Here is a 17,749-nt window from a genome sequence, read left to right on the forward strand (position 1 = left end):
TAACATTACAAGATATATTTCAACAAAGATAGACAAAAGAAAGGAGGGGGCGAGCGTTGCGGACAAAAAAATGGTCGCAATGGGGACAACAGACCTTTTTTGTCGGCCCGGCCTTCCTGTTTTTCACCGTGGTGATGATCATTCCGTTCGTGATGGGGATGTACTATTCCTTTACCGATTGGAACGGGGTGTCAGGGCAGGTCGCCTGGGTCGGATTCGATAATTTCGCGAAAATTTTCGCGAACGATCCCGATTTTTGGAAAGCGTTTTGGTTTACGGTGCGGTTTACCGTGCTTGGCGTCGTATTGGTGAACGGGGTAGGCTTTTTCCTCGCTTATTTCCTGACCAAGCCGCTAAGATCGCGGAATGTGCTTCGGACGGTATTTTTCATGCCTAACGTCATCGGGGGGCTGCTGCTCGGCTTTATTTGGCAGTTTATTTTCATTAAAGGGTTTGCGACGCTTGGAGACATGACGGGTTGGTCGTTCTTCGAACTGCCTTGGCTGGGCGACTCGACGACCGGCTTTTGGGCCATCGTGATGGTGTTTGTGTGGCAATATTCCGGCTACCTGATGGTCGTATACATCGCTTCGCTCAGCAACGTGTCCAAGGAGGTGCTGGAGGCGGCGGAAATCGACGGGGCCAACCGCTTTCAGGTGCTGCGCAGCATCATTGCCCCGCTGATCATGCCGGCGGTGACGGTATGCCTGTTCCTGGCGATCTCCTGGTCGTTCAAAATGTTCGACCTCAACCTCTCGCTGACCAAGGGGGGACCATTCAAATCGACGGAATCGGTAGCCTTGAACATTTACAACGAGGCGTTCCTGAACAACCGGTACGGCCTTGGGACAGCCAAAGCGCTGCTGTTCTTCCTGATCGTGGCGGTGATCTCCCTGATTCAAGTGCGGATCACGAAGAGCAAGGAGGTTGAAGCCTGATGGGAGCCAAAAAGCGCGCGGGAAACATCGTCACGGAAATCGTTATGATTGTGGTGGGCCTGATTTTTCTCGCACCGTTTTATTTTTTGTTCGTGAACTCGGTCAAGCCGTTTGGCGAGATTTTGAAAAATGCGGCCAGCTGGCCGTCGCAGTTTCATTGGGAAAACTATAGCAAAGCGTGGGAACTGGCCCGATTTTCCGAGGCCTTCCGGAACTCCGTGATCATCACCGTGATCAGCGTTATTCTGATCACGCTGTTCAGCGCCATGGCGGCTTACCGGATGGTGCGCGCGGACACGAAGTTCAACCGGCTGCTGCTGCTGCTGTTCGTGGCGGCGATGGTCGTTCCGTTTCAGACGATCATGATTCCGGTGCTGAAAGTGGTCAACACGCTGGGAGTGAACAACAGCATCCTGGGGTTGCTGCTGACGAACCTGGGGTTAAGCCTTCCGCTGGCGGTATTCCTGTTTCACGGTTTCGTCAAATCGGTGCCGCTGGAGATCGAGGAAGCGGCTACCGTCGACGGCTGCAATCCGTTCACCGTATTTTTCCGGATCGTCCTGCCGCTGCTGAAGCCGATGATGATGACGATCATCGTGCTGAACGCGCTGGCGATCTGGAACGACTATTTGCTGCCGTCCCTGATTTTGCAAAAGCCCGAGCTGCGGACCATTCCGCTGGCGACCTATTCGTTCTTCGGGCAATACACGAAACAATGGGACATGGCGCTTCCGGCGCTGGCCATCGGCATTCTGCCGATCGTGGCATTTTATCTGCTGCTGCAGCGCTACATCGTTGAGGGAATCGCGGCAGGCTCGGTAAAAGGTTGATACCGGGCCTGGCGTTCCAGGTATATAATTAATTTTATGCATAGGGGGAAAATGAGAAATGAAGAAAAAACGCTCGCTGATTATTTTATCCGTATTGCTCGTGATGAGCATGCTGCTGGCGGCTTGCGGCGGCTCTAAAGGCGGGAACGGCTCCAGTACCGGCAATGCGCAAAATGGAAGCGCTGCAGCAGGCGGCGAAGTGAAAACGGTTAAAATTTTTCAGTTCAAAACGGAAATCGTGGAAGGCCTAAACGAACTGAAGGTCGAATTCGAAAAAGAACATCCGAACATCAAGCTGGACATCCAAACCGTCGGCGGCGGCGCGGATTACGCGGCGGCCCTGAAGACGAAGTTCGCGTCCGGCGACGCCCCGGATATTTTCTCGAACGGCGGGTTTGCGGAGCTTGATATGTGGCAGGACAAAATCGAGGATCTGTCCGACCAGCCTTGGGTGAAGGACCTCGTGCCTTTGGCCGCGGAACCGATGACCAAGGACGGCAAAGTGTACGGCATGCCGATGAACCTGGAAGGGATCGGCTACGTGTACAACAAGGATTTGTTCGCCAAAGCCGGCATCACCGAAACGCCGAAAACGATCACCGAGCTGGAGGAAGCGGCCAAGAAGCTGCAGCAAATCGGCGTGACTCCGTTCGGCAACGCTTATCAGGAATGGTGGCTGCTCGGCAACCAGGGGATCAGCACCGCTTTCGCAAGACAGGACAATGTCGACGAGTTCATCAAAGGCCTTAACGAAGGAACCGCAACGATCGTCGGCAACGAGCAGTTCAAAAACTGGAGCAATCTGCTGAACCTGACCGTGAAATACGGGCAAAAGAACCCGCTGACCACGGACGCCAACACGCATCTGGCCATGTTCGCCAGCGGCGAAGTCGCCATGATGCAGGAAGGCAACTGGGCGCAAACGCTGATCGACAACATCACGCCGAACATGAACATCGGCATGTTCCCGCTGCCGATCGACGACGATGCCGAGAAAAACGACAAGCTGACGGTCGGCATTCCCGCCAACCTGGTCGTAAACAAAGATTCCGCTTCCAAAGAAGAAGCGAAAATCTTCCTGAACTGGCTTGTGACCTCTGATTTGGGGAAAGAATATATCGTGAAAAAATGGAAATTCATCCCGGCCTTGACGACGATTCCGGCTACGTCCGAAGATATCGGGCAACTCGGCGCGGACGTGAAGAAATACGTGGACGAAAACAAAGTGTACGGTTTGCAATCGTCCAAGTTCCCGGACGGCGTAACCCAGGAATTCGCCAGCGCCATTCAGGAGCTGATCGCCGGCAAAGTGGACGTTGACGGCTGGATGACCAATATGCAAGCGGCTTGGGACAAGCTGAAGAAATAAAAGAAGCGCACTTAGATCGACGATATTAAGCTGAACTGTTTAGCTTGTATCGTTTGACATCATGGAACTGCTTCCGCACCTTCGAGAGGATCGATCGGGCGGGAGCAGTTTTGTCATTTTGCAAAATACATAATGGCCTGGAGGGTGAACCTGGATGAATAAGCACCTCGATAAAGTTCAAATCGGCGTTTGCGGATCTGCCGGAGGGCGTGCAGGTCGCAGCGCGGAGCGGCGAATCGGGCACCTACCTGTTCGTGCTGAACTTAAGCCGGGAACCGCGCCTTGTTACTTTGCCGGCAGCTTATCCCAGCGTGCTATACGGCGTCATAAGAGAAGGAACGCTGAGCCTTGCTCCGTACGGCGTGGATATTTTACGGATTTCGTAGGAGTTTTGGCCGATGTCAAGGCAGCCGGCCTCTTTTTTTGCATGTACTTAAGCATACGGCGGCCTTCGAAGAACACTGAAAAACCCCCTCTAACCCCCAAGAAGAAGGCGGCTTAGGTCGGCGTAGCTGAACGCCTGCTCATGCGGACGAAACGCGGATTCGGGCTCGGCGCGCCGATGGTTGAACCATATGGTCCGCCAGCCGGCACCGGCGGCGCCTACGACGTCATTGCGCCATGAATCGCCGACATAACAGCATTGTTCCGGGGCTAAGCCAGCTTCTGCGGCAACGTGATCGAATAGCTTCCGGTCCGGCTTGGTGATGCCGACGGCTCCGGAAATATAGATCAGCCCTGGCGGGATCAGGCGATCCAGCTCCAGCGCGCGGATTTTGCGCCATTGGTGTTCCGGCGGCCCGTTGGTAATTAGACCTACGAGGGCTTTGTCCGATTCCAGCTTCCCGATGAGCTCGAATGCACCGTCAAAGGGGCGGATGCGAAACTGGCGGTCCAGATAAGCGCCCTGTACGGCGGCCGCCTGTTCCTGCTTGAGCGTTACGCCGAACTCGGCAAGCGAACGTATGAAGCGCTCTGTCCGCATTTCCTCAAGTACCGGACCGTGGGTAGGCGTGCCGCCGGCCAGGGCGGACAGGTGGTCGCTGTAAAAGCGCATCCGGTGATAAGCGGGTTCATACGGGAAATCGTCCCCAGTGTTAAGCACCGCTTGCAGGGCTTCGCGAAAGGGGAGCAAATGATCGTAGAGCGTATCGTCCAGATCGAAAAAAACGGCATGTGCGCATGCGGCCGGTTTTGTAGACTTCAAAGTTGAATTCCTCCTTCTATCGTTTGGCGCGTAAGGCCGTCTCTCTTTTTATTTCGGCCATGTACCGTATATGGTAGATTGATCCTGGCAGACTGCTCCTAAATAACGTGAGCGAAAACATAAGAACAAATCTACTAGTCTACCGTCCATTATACAGGATACCGCGTTTTACCGGCAGACCCGAACGAATTTTGCTGACGCCTGCCAGGCGCTTGGATTATATTATTGGTGGATGTTTTGCAACTTTAAGATTGCAGGGAGGGGACCTTTCGAGGTGAGAAGACCGAAACGATGGTTCACCTTAAAAAATCAAATCTTTGTCGGCTTTATGCTTGCCATGGTTCTCGTGCTTACGCTCGCCAGCATCCTGACCTACACCCAGGGCTCCGCCCTGCTGGAGAACAATGCGGAGAAGCATATCGGCCAAACCGCGCTGCAGGCCAACGGCCGGCTTGACGCTTTGCTCGCCCAGATCAAAACGCTGTCGACGCAGGTGGCGACGGACGGCAGCATCCAGCAGCTGCTGCTGTCCGAGGTGGAGGGGACGAAGACGCCGTTCAGCGCACGCCAATCCCTTCTATCGATTCTGGGAAATTACCAGTCGTACGTCACGGGGATTAAATCGCTGGAGCTGTATACGACCGATTACCGCCGGCTGTTCCCGCTGAACGATATTCCGCTGCAGGACACGATCGATCCGAAGTGGATCGCCGCCGCCGACCGGGGAAGAGGGGAACTCGTCTGGATCGGCGCCGATCCCAAAGATCCCTCTTCGGTGCTCGCCTTAAGGCGTGTCAGCCTGATCGACCGCTGGTTTTCGTCCGGGGGATATCTAATGGTGCGGATCGACCGTACCTACTTCCAGCTTCAGGAGCAGATGAGCGGAGAAGGCGGCGAATATATTTTGCTGGTCGACGGCAATTTGCACACGATCGCTTCCAATTTCGGCCGGTCGGCCGGGACGCTGAATTTGTCCGAACTGCTTACCAACGAGGGGAAAAACATTACGATCGGCGGGCAGGAATTTATCGAGGTGAAGCAAAAGTCAGAGCCTACCGGCTGGACGCTCGTATTTTTTACGCCTGTCAGCTACGTCACGAGCGGGATTTCCGCCCTGCGCACGGCCGTGCTCGTGTCCGGCGCGATCGGGGTGCTGTTGTTTCTGATTATGTCGCTATTGCTGTCGACGATGATCACCCGGCCGATCTTCAAGCTGATCAAGGCGATGCGGGGGGCGCGATTCGGGGTGCTGCAGCCCAATCCGATGTTCTCCAACACGATGGAGATCAACGAACTGAACAATACGTACAACCAAATGGTCGACAACATAAACGAATTGATCCGGGTCGTTTACGAGAAGGAACTGCTGCAAAGCCGGACGGAGCTGAAAGCGCTTCAAGCGCAGATCAATCCGCATTTTCTGTTTAATACGCTGGAGGCCTTTTATTGGTCGCTGGAGGAGAAAGGCGAAGAGGAATTGGCCGGCCTTGTCGTCAGCATGTCCAGCCTGTTCCGGTATACCATCAGCCGGCCGAACCAGGACGAGTGGGTCACCGTCGAAGAGGAGCTCGAGCATGTCGAGCATTATTTGCAGCTTATGGACATCCGGCTGGGCGAGCGGCTCACTTGGTCAATCGAAGCCGGAACTTTCGGGGGTGTGAAAATTCCCAAGCTGCTGATTCAGCCGCTGGTGGAGAATGCGATTTTGCACGGTGTGGAGACAAAGGAAGGCCAGGGCGTGGTGACGGTGAACGTATCGCCTTCTGGCCGGGAAGGTTACGTAAAAATCACGGTCCGGGACAACGGCCCCGGCATGGACGAAGAGATGCTGCGCAAGCTGAAGCAGGCGTTGGACGGCGGGCCGGCCCTGTCGTCCAAGGGGAGCGGATTCGGGATCGTCAACGTGCAGCGGCGGCTGCGGCTTTATTTTGACAAGGAACAAGGCGCAAAGCCGGGACTGGACGTATATAGCCGGCCGGGAGAGGGCACGGTGGTGAGCTTTGAAATTCCGAGCGAATATGGGGGAGCGGTATGATTCATTCCAAAACGATTTTAATCGTGGAAGACGAGCCGAGAACGAGGCAAGGTTTTGTCAAAACGCTGGAGGCCTGGTCCTGCGGGCGCTACCGGATCGAAGCGGCGGAGAGCGGCCAGGCGGCGCTGGCTTGGCTGGAGAACCACGCCGCTCATCTGCTGATCACGGACATCCGCATGCCGGGCATTAGCGGGTTGGAGCTGATCGAAATGCAGCGAAAGCATAAGCCGTTTAAACCGGTAGCGATCATCATTTCCGGCTATCCGGAATTCGATTATGCGCAAAAAGCGATGCAGCTAGGCGTCGTCAACTATTTGCTCAAGCCGGTGGATAAGCATAAACTCGTGCAAGCCGTGGAGCAAGCGCTTCTGGTCGAGGGCGACCGGCACCGCATCGAAACGCTGGAGAAGCTGGCCGACCCGCGGCTGCTGGAGACGAAGGAGACCGATGCCCGGTACAATCCGCTGGTTCGCGATGCGCTTCGCTATTTGGACGAGCATTTGCACGAGCCGGTGACACTTCGCCAGGTGGCCGATATGCTGCATTTGAACCCGAGTTATTTCAGCGTCTTGTTCAAGGAGCAAACGGAAATGACGTTCAGCGAGTACCTCAGCCGGCTGCGGATGCTAAGGGCGAAGGAACTGCTGCTGCGCACGTCTTTACCCGTCGGTGAAATCGCCGAACGCGTCGGGTATCAAACGGACAAATATTTTATCAAAGTGTTCAAATCGTTCGAAGGCATGAGTCCCAGCAAATATAGAAACAGCGTCAAGAACTTTTGATATCTGAAGGGAAAATATGAACGACTCAACCTAGGCGTTGAAAGCTTGAGGATAGGGAAGGCCGGTGGGGTGGTCGGCAGATCAATATCCGCTGGCCGGACGCTTTGCACGATTATCCCGTTTGATCAGGAAGCAGAGAAGAAGATACATTCAGGAGAAGAAGATACATTCAGGAGAAGAAGATATATTCAGGAGAAGAAGATATATTCAGGAGAAGAAGATATATTCAGGAGAAGTGGATATGGGAGAAGCAGACCTGTTCGACTCATTAAACCTGTTTAAGATCATAGACAGGTTTATGAGGGAAGCAAGCCTGAGACGGGAGGAATCGGGCAAGGCACAAGAAAAAATGAAAAGACCGTGATCTTGCTGCAGCCTGAAATCCGTTTGCAGCAACGTCTGTACCGTTCAAGCATTTCTATCAGGCTGCAGCCGCAAGGGGCTGATTCGGTTGGCGCGCGATCAGCCGGCGGTAAGGGAGCGCCGGAATCGCCACACACATCTGCAGCAACTTCTGCCGCATCGTTTCTTCCGCTCCGGACAGGCGCAGCCGGCGGCGTCCGGCAAGGGGAGATGCGTTCCTTCAAAAATCGTACCGACCAAAGGCGATGTTTGATGCTTGCACTTTCCGCACTCGAACAAGGGGATATGCCGGGAGGTCAAACGGCTGCACCGGGTGTGAGCGCAGCGCGGGCAGACAAAGCCGTTTGACCACTTCATCGCGATCAGCGCCTCCATGCAGTCCTGTTCACTGTTAAAACGGCTGCTGAATGGTTGAAGTTCCGTTCCCGCATTTGATCTCCATGTTCACTCGCCCCCAAGTCAAGAATACACGAATATAAGTTCCATTTATTTCATTATAGCAAACATACGTTCTCTTATCAAGCCGAAAATCCCACCTGAACCGCCTCATTTTTTCCGATTCTCTTTTTTTCTTTATCCCGTACAATCCCCACCCACGCCCCCCTGAACGTAAGGGATAATCGTGCAAAGCACCATGCATGGACACCAAGACACAGACACTATAGACAGCCACCGCAGAGGCAAAGTCATAATTTATTTCGTCAAGCACTGGTTTTGAGCCGCTTTTATTGCAAGAAATTATACTTGGTTTATTATATGTGTTTGTAGGTATTTTTCGTTCAAGTTAGCCGAGAAACAAGAAAAAACTTTTAGCTTTGTAGATGTTTAGCATAAACGGACGCATTAACAACCTAAAAAAAGTGGAATTTTAGCTAATGAGCGTGATCTTATGAGGACGAAACGAAGGTGCTAGAATTCAGGTTAAGCGGTTACATAAAACCGTTAATAATGATGGGGGGATATAACAAATGTCCAACAAAAAGACAGCATCAATCCTTTTGATTGCGCTTTCACTATTGCTGGTGCTTGCCGGCTGCGGCGGGAAATCGAACGGCGGCGCGGCGAGCGGCGGCGGAGAAAATGCTGGCGCCAATGCCGGCGGCGAAGCAGTCAAACCGGCGGACGGCGAGAAAGTCACCATCAAGTTCATGCATCTGTGGCCGCAGGGCAGCTCGGCCCAGCAAAATAAACTGGTCAACGAAATCATTACCCAATATCAGACCGACCATCCGAACGTGACGATTCAGCAGGAGGTGCTGGAAAACGAGCAGTACAAAAACAAGCTGAAAATTTTATCCGCTTCGAACGAGCTTCCCGACGTCGGCGTGACCTGGGCGGCAGGCTTTATGGATCCGTACGTCAAAGGAAACCTGTTTACCCCGCTCGACGATTTGCTGGACGGAGGTTTGAAGGATAAATTCGTCCCGGGCACGACCGACGCTTACGCCGTGGGCGGTAAGACGTACGGGTTGCCGATCGAGCTCAACATTTCGCCGATTTATTACAACAAAGCGATTTTCGAGAAATACAATTTGCAAGTACCGCAAACGTACGATCAATTTTTGCAAGTCGTGAAAACGCTGTCGGAGAACGGCGTGGCCCCGATTGCCCTCGGCAACAAAGACCGCTGGACCGGTTCGCTGTGGTACATGTATCTGGCGGATCGGCTTGGCGGACCGGAAACGCTGAAGAAAGCGATCGACCGCTCCGGGTCGTTTGAAGATCCTGCGCTGATCCAGGCCGCCGCGGAAATTCAAAAGCTGGTGGATATGAACGCGTTCAATAAAGGCTTTAACGGCTTGTCCAACGATGAAGGCAAATCCGAGTTTATGAACGAAAAAGCGGCGATGTACCTGATGGGCACCTGGGAAATTCCGAACTTCACGACGAATCCGGACGTCCCGCAGGAATTCAAAGACAAGGTAGGCTTCTTCAAATTCCCGACCGTGGAAGGCGGGAAAGGCGACATCAACAGCTGGGTCGGCGGTCCGGGCGTAGGCTTGTTCGTCGCCGAAAACTCCAAGGTCAAAGACGAAGCGAAAAAATTCGTGGAGTATTTCATCGGCAAATGGGGCGCGGAATCGGTCAGCACGGCGGGTGTTATTCCGGCCACGAAAGTGGACACCTCTTCTTCCGATCTTCCGCAAATGTACATCGACCTGCTGAACGAGCTGAACAATGCCAGCAACCTGACGTTGTTCGCCGACGTGCAAATGAAACCGAACGCAGCGCAAACGCACTTGAACATGATTCAGGCTTTGTTCGGCAAAGCGGTCACGCCGGAGGATTTCGCCAAGGAGCATGAAGCGGCCCTGCAAAAAGGGGAGTAAGGCATGATAGATAGAAAAGGATGATGAAACCTTATGAATAGGGTCATGTCGAATAAATGGGTCATTGCCCTGTATGTGCTGCCTTCTCTGCTGCTGATCATGGCCATGATCTATATTCCCATCGTACTGACCGGTTACTACGGGTTGATGGACTGGGACGGCATCGGAGCGATGACGTTTGTCGGCCTTGCCAACTACAGCACGCTCGTCAAGGATCCGATGTTTTGGCAAAGCGCGTACCATTCCTTGCTGCTGGCCGTTTTCTCCGGGCTTAGCCTGATCGGATACCTGCTGATTGCGCTCGTCTTGTCCGGAAAAATTAAAGGAGCCAACCTGTTTCGAAAAATTTACCTGATCCCAATGCTGTTGTCTTCGGTCGCGATCGCGCAGCTGTGGCTGAAAATTTACCACCCTTCGAATGGGGTGCTCAACAGCTTCCTGACCGGGGTAGGCATTACGGACGCGCCGTCCTGGCTGGCGGAGCCGTCGATGGTGCTGTATGCCCTGTTCGTGCCGATCATCTGGCAGTATGCCGGCTTTTACATCCTGATCTATTACGCCGCGCTGAAGAACATCCCGGAATCGCTCGTGGAAGCGGCGCGCATCGACGGTGCGGGGGCAATGTCAATCGCCTTTCGCATCAAGCTGCCTCTGATCGTGGAAGTGATTAAAGTGACGATCGTACTCGCAATTGTAGGCTCGCTTAAGTATTTCGATCTGATCTATGTCATGACCGACGGGGGACCCAACGGAGCGAGCGAAGTGATGGCCTCCTACATGTACCATCAGGCCTTCCGCGGCTTCGACTTCGGTTACGGCAGCGCGATCGGGTTCTCGCTGCTGCTGATCTGTCTGGTCGCGACATGGCTGATCCGCAAATTGACGGACTCGGACGACACGATTCAATATTCCTAAGGAGGGGCCAATGATGGAAACGCAAAAATCGATCCGTTTGGAACCGGCGGTTTCCGGTCCCGGTCTGCAGCTCGGCCGCAAGCTGGGGTACGGGCTGCTATATATCGTGCTCGTCCTTGTGGCGGCGCTGCAAATTTTGCCGCTGATCTGGCTGCTGTTCTTTTCGCTGAAAAACAATCAGGAAGTTTTCAACATGCCGCCTTTCTCCATTCCGGCGCATCCCCGCTGGGAGAACTACGAAAAGGTGTGGACCCAAGGCAATATCAGCGTTTATTTCCTGAACAGCGTATGGATCACCGCCGTATCGCTCATCTTGACCGTACTGCTGGCGAGCTTCGTCACCTTTGCCATCACCCGCATGAAATGGAAGGGCAGCTCGTTTGTCCTCGGTTTATTTATGGTCGGGATGATGATTCCCGTACACTCGACGCTGATTCCGCTGTTTAGCCTGTTTTTGAAAGTCGGCTTGACGGACCATCCGCTGTCGGTCATCCTGTCCTATGCCGCGTTTAACCTGCCGATCACGATGATGATTTTGCTCGGATTTTATTACGCGCTGCCGAAGGAAGTGGAGGAGGCCGCCATTATGGACGGCTGCTCGATCCACCGGATGTTCTTCCGGATCATCCTGCCGATGACCGCTTCGGTGCTGTCGACGACGGCGATCATCAACATGATCTACAATTGGAACGAATTTATTTTCGTCAACACTTTCATCAGCTCGGATCACTTCAAAACGCTGACGGTCGGCGTCCAGAACTTCATCGGCCAGTATACGACCGATTGGGGCGCGATCGGCGCGACGCTGATGATCAGCATTTTGCCGATTCTGCTCGCCTTCTTCATCATGAGCAACCGCATTGTGGAAGGCATCGCCGCCGGATCGGTCAAAGGCTGAAATGAAATTCATTGCTTTACCGCGATTATGCAAAATAAGAGAAACTGGGAGCAAACGGGAGTATGTTTATGCCCGGCCGGCAAGTGGGCGCTTTCATGACCCTTCACCCTGCCATCCCCGGTCATATCGGGAGCGAACCGGTTTTTCAGCCCGGCCCCAAAACTTTTATACTTATAAGGATTGTACGGATAAAGTATAAATAGAGGAGTGGGCAGCTTGAGTAATGGGGACGCGTTTGAGCGGCGCAGCGAATTGTTGAAAAGACGGATCGGCCGGATGATTTGCAGGGAGAACCAGTACGGATTGGGGCGTCAGGACGCCCTTCTGCTGCAGCGGTTTATTAAGGAGCTGCATCAAAACGAGCAGGAACGGAATGCGAAAGCGGGCAGCTAAGAGTAAGAGTGAAAATTCTCATATAGAGCGGACACGATATGTTAAATACCCCTTATTTTTTTAAGGGGTATTTTTTATTTTGAATACCCTAAATTTTATATATGGATATGTCGAAATACGTAGTATAATGGCGAAAATATCACAAAAGGAGATACCGCTATCATGAAAACTTTCCGCATGAACGCTTTACGCCCCAAATTTCTTTTAATTTGTCTTTTACTATTGGCCGTCCCCTCCCTTTTGCTTGGCTTCCTGGCTTTTAACATCTCCAAGCAGCAGTTGGATGCGTCGGGCCGGGCGCAGCTGAAACACAGCGTTAATTTGAGCATCGCCATGATCAACAACTTGGACAAAGAGGTCAAAGCGGGACATTTAACGCTTGAGCAAGCGCAGAATATGTTTCGCGAAGAGATTCTCGGGCCCAAAGGTTCCGACAACAAACGGCCGATTAACCCAAAATACGTGGTCGGTCAAAGCGGGTACTTGTATGCGGTCGACAAAAATGGCGTTTCCGTAATGAATCCCGCCAACGAAGGGTCGGATTTGAATACGGTCGTGACCAAAGACGGCGTTCATATGGGCAAGACGCTTACTGAACTTGGCGCGAAAGGCGGGGGTTTTTTTACATACATATGGAACAATCCATTATCCGGCCATGACGAAGCTAAGATTTCGTATGTGGAAATGGACGAAAACTGGGGGTGGATTGTAGGTTCGGGGGCTTACATGAGCGAGTTTAATCAGGGAGCCAACGAGGTGCTTCGGGTTCTGATCATTACCCTGGCCATCTCTATGGTCATCGGCACGGCCGCCGCATGGTTGTTCGTCAGCTCGATCGTGAAACCGATCTCCGTCATGGCCGGTCAAGTGGAAAAGGTATCCAACGGCGATTTAACGATGGAGCCGCTGGTTGTCAAAAATAAAGACGAAGTCGGAAGACTGGCGCAGGGTTTCAACACGATGACCGCCAATCTCAGGGAACTGATTCGCCATGTGTCGAACAGCTCCGGGCAGGTGGCGACTTCATCCGAAGAATTAAACGCAAGCGCGCAGCAAACCTCCAAAGCCACCGAACAAATCGCGCTTTCCGCCCAGGAAGTCGCGGTCGGAGCGGAACAGCAGGTCAAAACCGCAAATGACGCCAATGAAGTCGTAAGCGAAATATCAAAAGGCATGGAGCAGGTCGCCTATTCGATCCAGGCGGTTGCCGAGGCGGCCGTGAGCGCAAATCAGGAAACGATGAAAGGCAATGAAGTGATTCAGCAAACGGTGGAACAAATGAGTGTAGTACATGACCGGGTTGAAGCTACATCCCATGTGATTCACTCTTTAGGCGAGAAATCGAGCGAGATCGGGGAGGTTGTATCCCTCATTACGGAAATCGCAAACCAAACCAATCTGCTTGCCTTAAACGCGGCCATTGAGGCGGCCAGAGCCGGGGAAGACGGCAAGGGATTCGCCGTGGTGGCCAATGAAGTCCGTAAATTGGCCGGGCAATCATCCGCAGCCACCGAAAAGATACGGGCCATTATTCAGGACATCCAGAATGAAACGCGCGATGCGGTTACGGCTATCCAAGAGGGGACGCAAGCTGTGGACGAAGGGATGAAACGGGCGCAGCAGACCGGGAACAGCTTCAGAACCATCACCAAAATGATCGAGGAAGTATCCTCCCAGTCCCAGGAAGTTTCCGCCATCGTGCAGGAAGTAAGCGCCTCTTCCCAAAACATGGTGGCGATGATCGAAGCCGTAGCGCTGATCTCCGAACAATCCGCAGGGAACTCTCAGAGTACGGCGGCGGCTTCCGAAGAGCAGCTGGCGTCGATGGAAGAGATCACAGCTTCCGCGACCACTTTAGCCACCATGGCGGAAGAGCTGCAGAGTTTGGTCGCTAAATTCAAAGTCTAATTTTTGTGTGATGGAAATGATGAAGGGCACGCGCCAATCCGAATGGCGCGTGCTTTTTTGTTTGCCGTGCACCGGCTAAGTGACGTATCCCCCCACAACCTTGCAAAATAGCGGCTATTGTTGTCCTTATGTTTGAGGTCGGAAAAATAATTTTTGCGTTGACATGTAAGCGCTTTTAAAATACAATAAAAACGTATTAGCAATACGTTTTAGCAAAACGATTTAGCTTCGCTTGGCTAACGTGTCCGGCGGATTTCATTGCTCTCGTCTTCAAGGGCCATGTACAATGGAGATTAGGCTGTTTGTTTTTTCCAAGAATATGAACGGGGTGTTATAGTCATGGCCAGTATTAAAGAAATCGCCAAACTTGCCAATGTATCGCAAGGGACGGCCTCGATGGTCCTGAACGGCAAAGGGGACAAATACCGGATATCCGCCGCAACCCAGCGGAAAATACTTGAAGCCGCCAAACAGCTCAACTATCAGCCGAACATCTCGGCGCGCCGTTTGCGCAGCGGGGGAGAGACGGTCCTGCCGATCATTGCGCTGTTCTGGACGCTCGACACCCGCGCCGCTTTGGTCGGGCGGTTTTTGAAGGGACTGCAGCATGCGATGAGTGAGCTGGAAGACGAATACGAACTGCTCATTCATCCTTACGTGGGCACGAAGCTAAGCGAAGTCCAGAGCCTCGTGACCGGCACGCGGTTCAACGGGGCGATCATCGCCAACTCGACGGAGGAGGACGATGAATTTCTGGAGGCGGCGGACTTGAACGTGCCGGTGGTGCTGTACCAGCGGGATTCCGGCAAATATGCCTCCGTCAGCGTGGACAGCTTCAAAAGCGGCGGGATGGTGGCCGAGCTGCTGCATAGCCGCGGACACCGCAAGGTGGGGCTGATCGTTCCGGACGTTTCTTCCAGGGCGATCCGGCTGCGCGAGGAAGGCTTTATGGCCAAAGCCGCGGAGCTTGGGTTGGACGTCGGCGAAGCGTGGATCGTTTACGAGGACTTTTCGGAACAGGGCGGCTACGAGGCCGTTAAACGCTTAAAGCCGGAGGGCGGGGGTTGGCCGTCGGCGATATTCGCCCTCAGCGACCAGATGGCCGTTGGAGCGTTGAAGGCGCTGGACGAATGCGGCGTGAAGGTGCCCGAAGAGCTGGAGATCATCGGTTACGATAACGATGAGGTGACGAACTACACCGTACCGACGTTGTCGACGGTTCATCTGCCGGTGGAGGACATGGCCGGCGAGTGCTTGAAGCTGCTGATCGAGATGATGCGGTACCAGACCAACGTAAAGGCCGCCAAAAAGATGGATACGCGGATCGTCACGCGCAAATCCTGCGGCGGACCGAGCAACTAAGCAAAATTTGTGCCCGAGGCAACACCGGGGGGCGGCCCAAAGCTTCTCCCCGTTAATAAATAAAAGTTGCAAGCTTATTTAAATCCGGTTCAGGAGGTGATCGGCGCATCCGCAACGGCATAAAAGAAAGCGCTTACATTATCAAAGACGCTTAACTGCTCGGAATTAATCCTTCAAGGGGGATGAAAACACATGAAAATGAAGAGATGGTCCATAAGAGTGTTACTGGCAACAATGGCAATGGCTTTGACGCTGGCGGGATGCGCGTCCGACCCGAAGCCGCAGGGCGGGCAATCCGGAGCGGGCGGCACGGCCTCTACCGGGAGTGGAGACACCGTCAATATCGACTTTTGGGGCGGATGGACGGGTCCCGATCTCAACACGATGCAGGCCCTGGTCGAAGTGTTTAACCAGCAGCAGACGAAGATTCACGTGGAATTTACTTCCTTGCAGTGGACGCCGCTGTTCACCAAGTTTTTGACGGAAATGAAAGGCGGCAACCCGCCGGAGGTGCTGGTGATGCATCCGTTCGAGCTGGGGCAGTTCGTGGAGATGGGCGTCCTGGACAGCAAGCCGGTGGCGTCGGTGGGAATGGATGAGGCCAATTACTCCGGCTTTGCCTGGGGAGGCACGAAGTATAAAGGCGAGCAATACGCCGTACCGCTGGACGTCCATATGCACGGCCTTTATTACAACAAAGAGCTTTTGGAAAAAGCGGGCATAAGCGAAGCGCCGAAAACCGGGGAAGAACTGATCGCCGCGGCGCAAAAGCTGACCGTGGACAACAATGGAAAACATGCGGGCGAGGACGGCTTTGACGAAAACAATGTCGTGCAGTACGGGCTGGGCTTCTCAATGAACCACCACGTATTTTATCAAATCTACGCCCTTCTGAACCAGCAGGGGAACAATCCGTTTACCGAAGACATGGCCTCGGTGGACCTGGATGAAGAAAAAACCGCCAAAGCGATCGCTTTTCTTCAGGACCTCGTTTTCAAATATAAAGTTGTACCGAAGGGCGAGAAATCCCCAGTTGACGATTTCATGGGCGGCAAGGTTGCGATGTTCATCGACGGCCCGTGGCAGATGCCGAAGCTGGAAAGCTCCAACATCCAGTGGGCGAGCGCGCCTTATCCGCAGGTATTCGACCGGCCGGCCGCCTGGGGGGCGGCGGAAATCATGACCTTCCCGCTGCAGAAGGACGAAGATCCGGCCAAGCTGGAAGCGGCCGTGGAGTTTGTACGCTGGCTGGACAAAAATTCGGGCCAATGGGCCAAATCCGGACAGCTTCCGTCCAGCAACAACGGCATGAAAACGGCGGAGGGCATGGAAGGACGGGAAGCATTCATACACAGCCTGGACAACGCGGTGCTGCTGCCGGCGCATCCCAAAGCGGCGCAAATCTTCTCCAGCACGGCGCCGAGCCCGATTCTTACGGCGGCGCAGGACGCCGTTTTGAACAACAAGAATCCGCATGAAATCGCAAAACAGCTTAAGAAAGACATGGATAGCTTGCTGGCCGAATAGCGGCCGGCTGGAAAGGTTGTCGACTTTATGAAATCACAAGGAAAAGTCGCGGCGCTGTTTCTGTTGCCTTATTTGCTCGTTTTCCTGGTTTTCCGGTTTGGCCCGAGCGTGGCCGGGCTGTTTATCGGCTTCATGAAATGGAACATCGTGGGCGACGCGGAGTTTGCCGGTCTGAACAATTTCCGGAAGCTGCTGCATGATCCGATATTTTGGGTCTCGCTGAAAAATACGCTGCTGTTCCTGCTGCTGACGCTGCCGCCGCTGATCGTTTTCAGCCTGCTGGTTGCGGTGCTGCTTAACCGGAAGCTGCGGTTTCGAAACGCCGTAAGAACGATTTCGATCATCCCTTACGTGCTGATTCCCGCGGTGGTCGGCATCATCTGGAACTGGCTGTACGACAACAATTTCGGGATTCTGAATTACTATTTGAAAGCGGCGGGGCTCGGCCCCGTGGAATGGCTGACGAGCGAAAAATGGGCGCTGCTGTCGATCGCGATCGTGACGGTATGGACGTTTCTCGGCTACAACATGATTTTGTATCTGGCCGGCCTGCAGGATATTTCCGCCGATCTGTACGAAGCGGCCAAGATCGACGGGGCGGCGGGCGCACAGGCTTTCATGCGGATTACGCTGCCGCTGCTGAAGCCGATCACCTCGATGGTCATTACGCTAACCTTGATCAATACGATCCAGATTTTTGACCAGATCTTCGTCATGACGAACGGCGGGCCGGGGACGGCCACGCTCACCCTGGTACAGTATTTGTACGGTACGGCGTTCCAGAATTACAATCTCGGATACGGCTCCGTACTTGGCATGGCCACTTTGCTTATTTTGATCGTGTTCGTGCAAATTCAATCCAGACTGCTGAAGCTGGAAGACTAGGGGGGAC

General features: G+C 53.6%; 16 protein-coding genes and 1 pseudogene. 15 read left to right on the forward strand and 2 right to left on the reverse strand.

Annotated features, from left to right (window positions below):
* Positions 1–56: 56 nt before the first annotated feature.
* The 4 genes from NYE69_RS10310 to NYE69_RS10325 all read left to right on the forward strand — a co-directional run bounded on the left by NYE69_RS10310 (position 57) and on the right by NYE69_RS10325 (position 3,523).
* Positions 57–938, forward strand: a complete 882-nt coding sequence (locus NYE69_RS10310; protein WP_036625398.1) for a carbohydrate ABC transporter permease — start codon at positions 57–59, stop codon at positions 936–938.
* Positions 938–1,768, forward strand: a complete 831-nt coding sequence (locus tag NYE69_RS10315) for a carbohydrate ABC transporter permease (RefSeq protein ID WP_036625396.1) — start codon at positions 938–940, stop codon at positions 1,766–1,768. Before NYE69_RS10310 ends, NYE69_RS10315 begins: the two co-directional genes overlap by 1 nt.
* A 58-nt stretch (positions 1,769–1,826) precedes the next feature.
* Positions 1,827–3,137, forward strand: a complete 1,311-nt coding sequence (locus NYE69_RS10320; protein WP_340926089.1) for an ABC transporter substrate-binding protein — start codon at positions 1,827–1,829, stop codon at positions 3,135–3,137.
* 209 nt (positions 3,138–3,346) lie between these two features.
* Positions 3,347–3,523: a Beta-galactosidase C-terminal domain gene (locus NYE69_RS10325; RefSeq protein ID WP_340926090.1), complete on the forward strand. Its 177-nt coding sequence runs from the start codon at positions 3,347–3,349 to the stop codon at positions 3,521–3,523.
* Positions 3,524–3,612: 89 nt separating this feature from the next.
* On the opposite strand, the gene NYE69_RS10330 is transcribed toward NYE69_RS10325, so the two are convergent.
* Complete coding sequence (locus NYE69_RS10330) at positions 3,613–4,344, reverse strand: HAD family hydrolase (RefSeq protein WP_340926092.1); 732 nt, start codon at positions 4,342–4,344, stop codon at positions 3,613–3,615.
* A 274-nt stretch (positions 4,345–4,618) separates the two neighbouring features.
* Here NYE69_RS10330 and NYE69_RS10335 point away from each other — a divergent pair, with 274 nt between their 5' ends.
* The 3 genes from NYE69_RS10335 to NYE69_RS10345 all read left to right on the forward strand — a co-directional run bounded on the left by NYE69_RS10335 (position 4,619) and on the right by NYE69_RS10345 (position 7,525).
* Positions 4,619–6,379, forward strand: a complete 1,761-nt coding sequence (locus tag NYE69_RS10335; protein ID WP_340926093.1) for a cache domain-containing sensor histidine kinase — start codon at positions 4,619–4,621, stop codon at positions 6,377–6,379.
* Positions 6,376–7,161, forward strand: coding sequence for a response regulator transcription factor (locus tag NYE69_RS10340; protein WP_340926094.1), 786 nt, complete (start codon positions 6,376–6,378; stop codon positions 7,159–7,161). Before NYE69_RS10335 ends, NYE69_RS10340 begins: the two co-directional genes overlap by 4 nt.
* A 121-nt stretch (positions 7,162–7,282) precedes the next feature.
* Entirely contained in the window at positions 7,283–7,525 is a 243-nt protein-coding gene (locus NYE69_RS10345) for a hypothetical protein (RefSeq protein WP_340926096.1), read from the forward strand.
* A 200-nt stretch (positions 7,526–7,725) separates the two neighbouring features.
* Here NYE69_RS10345 and NYE69_RS33665 read toward each other — a convergent pair.
* Positions 7,726–7,944: pseudogene (locus NYE69_RS33665) on the reverse strand (transposase); the annotation flags it as partial.
* Positions 7,945–8,492: 548 nt separating this feature from the next.
* On the opposite strand from NYE69_RS33665, the gene NYE69_RS10355 reads away from it, so the two are divergent.
* From NYE69_RS10355 to NYE69_RS10390, 8 genes are all read left to right on the forward strand, one after another.
* Complete coding sequence (locus NYE69_RS10355) at positions 8,493–9,854, forward strand: extracellular solute-binding protein (RefSeq protein ID WP_270619971.1); 1,362 nt, start codon at positions 8,493–8,495, stop codon at positions 9,852–9,854.
* Positions 9,855–9,887: 33 nt separating this feature from the next.
* Positions 9,888–10,769: a carbohydrate ABC transporter permease gene (locus NYE69_RS10360; RefSeq protein WP_340926097.1), complete on the forward strand. Its 882-nt coding sequence runs from the start codon at positions 9,888–9,890 to the stop codon at positions 10,767–10,769.
* A gap of 13 nt (positions 10,770–10,782) precedes the next feature.
* Positions 10,783–11,667, forward strand: coding sequence for a carbohydrate ABC transporter permease (locus tag NYE69_RS10365; protein ID WP_270619974.1), 885 nt, complete (start codon positions 10,783–10,785; stop codon positions 11,665–11,667).
* Between the two features lie 216 nt (positions 11,668–11,883).
* Positions 11,884–12,060, forward strand: coding sequence for a hypothetical protein (locus NYE69_RS10370; RefSeq protein WP_155621468.1), 177 nt, complete (start codon positions 11,884–11,886; stop codon positions 12,058–12,060).
* Between the two features lie 162 nt (positions 12,061–12,222).
* Complete coding sequence (locus NYE69_RS10375) at positions 12,223–13,968, forward strand: methyl-accepting chemotaxis protein (RefSeq protein WP_340926098.1); 1,746 nt, start codon at positions 12,223–12,225, stop codon at positions 13,966–13,968.
* A 339-nt stretch (positions 13,969–14,307) separates the two neighbouring features.
* Positions 14,308–15,330, forward strand: coding sequence for a LacI family DNA-binding transcriptional regulator (locus tag NYE69_RS10380; protein ID WP_036625373.1), 1,023 nt, complete (start codon positions 14,308–14,310; stop codon positions 15,328–15,330).
* Positions 15,331–15,522: 192 nt separating this feature from the next.
* The gene (locus tag NYE69_RS10385; RefSeq protein WP_340926099.1) at positions 15,523–16,857 is read left to right on the forward strand and encodes an extracellular solute-binding protein; all 1,335 of its coding nucleotides are present in this window, start codon (positions 15,523–15,525) and stop codon (positions 16,855–16,857) included.
* Between the two features lie 27 nt (positions 16,858–16,884).
* A complete protein-coding gene (locus tag NYE69_RS10390) occupies positions 16,885–17,742 on the forward strand; it encodes a carbohydrate ABC transporter permease (RefSeq protein WP_340926100.1) in 858 nt (285 codons plus the stop codon).
* Positions 17,743–17,749 lie beyond the last annotated feature (7 nt).

Origin of the sequence: Paenibacillus sp. FSL R5-0527 (assembly GCF_038008055.1) — a bacterium.
GTDB classification, from domain to species: domain Bacteria; phylum Bacillota; class Bacilli; order Paenibacillales; family Paenibacillaceae; genus Fontibacillus; species Fontibacillus macerans.

Coding starts and splice junctions, on each gene's coding strand:
- NYE69_RS10315 (WP_036625396.1), top strand. CDS start 938: ATGGGAGCCAAAAAGCGCGCGGGAAACATCGTCACGGAAATCGTTATG.
- NYE69_RS10320 (WP_340926089.1), top strand. CDS start 1,827: ATGAAGAAAAAACGCTCGCTGATTATTTTATCCGTATTGCTCGTGATG.
- NYE69_RS10340 (WP_340926094.1), top strand. CDS start 6,376: ATGATTCATTCCAAAACGATTTTAATCGTGGAAGACGAGCCGAGAACG.
- NYE69_RS10355 (WP_270619971.1), top strand. CDS start 8,493: ATGTCCAACAAAAAGACAGCATCAATCCTTTTGATTGCGCTTTCACTA.
- NYE69_RS10360 (WP_340926097.1), top strand. CDS start 9,888: ATGAATAGGGTCATGTCGAATAAATGGGTCATTGCCCTGTATGTGCTG.
- NYE69_RS10365 (WP_270619974.1), top strand. CDS start 10,783: ATGGAAACGCAAAAATCGATCCGTTTGGAACCGGCGGTTTCCGGTCCC.
- NYE69_RS10375 (WP_340926098.1), top strand. CDS start 12,223: ATGAAAACTTTCCGCATGAACGCTTTACGCCCCAAATTTCTTTTAATT.
- NYE69_RS10380 (WP_036625373.1), top strand. CDS start 14,308: ATGGCCAGTATTAAAGAAATCGCCAAACTTGCCAATGTATCGCAAGGG.
- NYE69_RS10385 (WP_340926099.1), top strand. CDS start 15,523: ATGAAAATGAAGAGATGGTCCATAAGAGTGTTACTGGCAACAATGGCA.
- NYE69_RS10390 (WP_340926100.1), top strand. CDS start 16,885: ATGAAATCACAAGGAAAAGTCGCGGCGCTGTTTCTGTTGCCTTATTTG.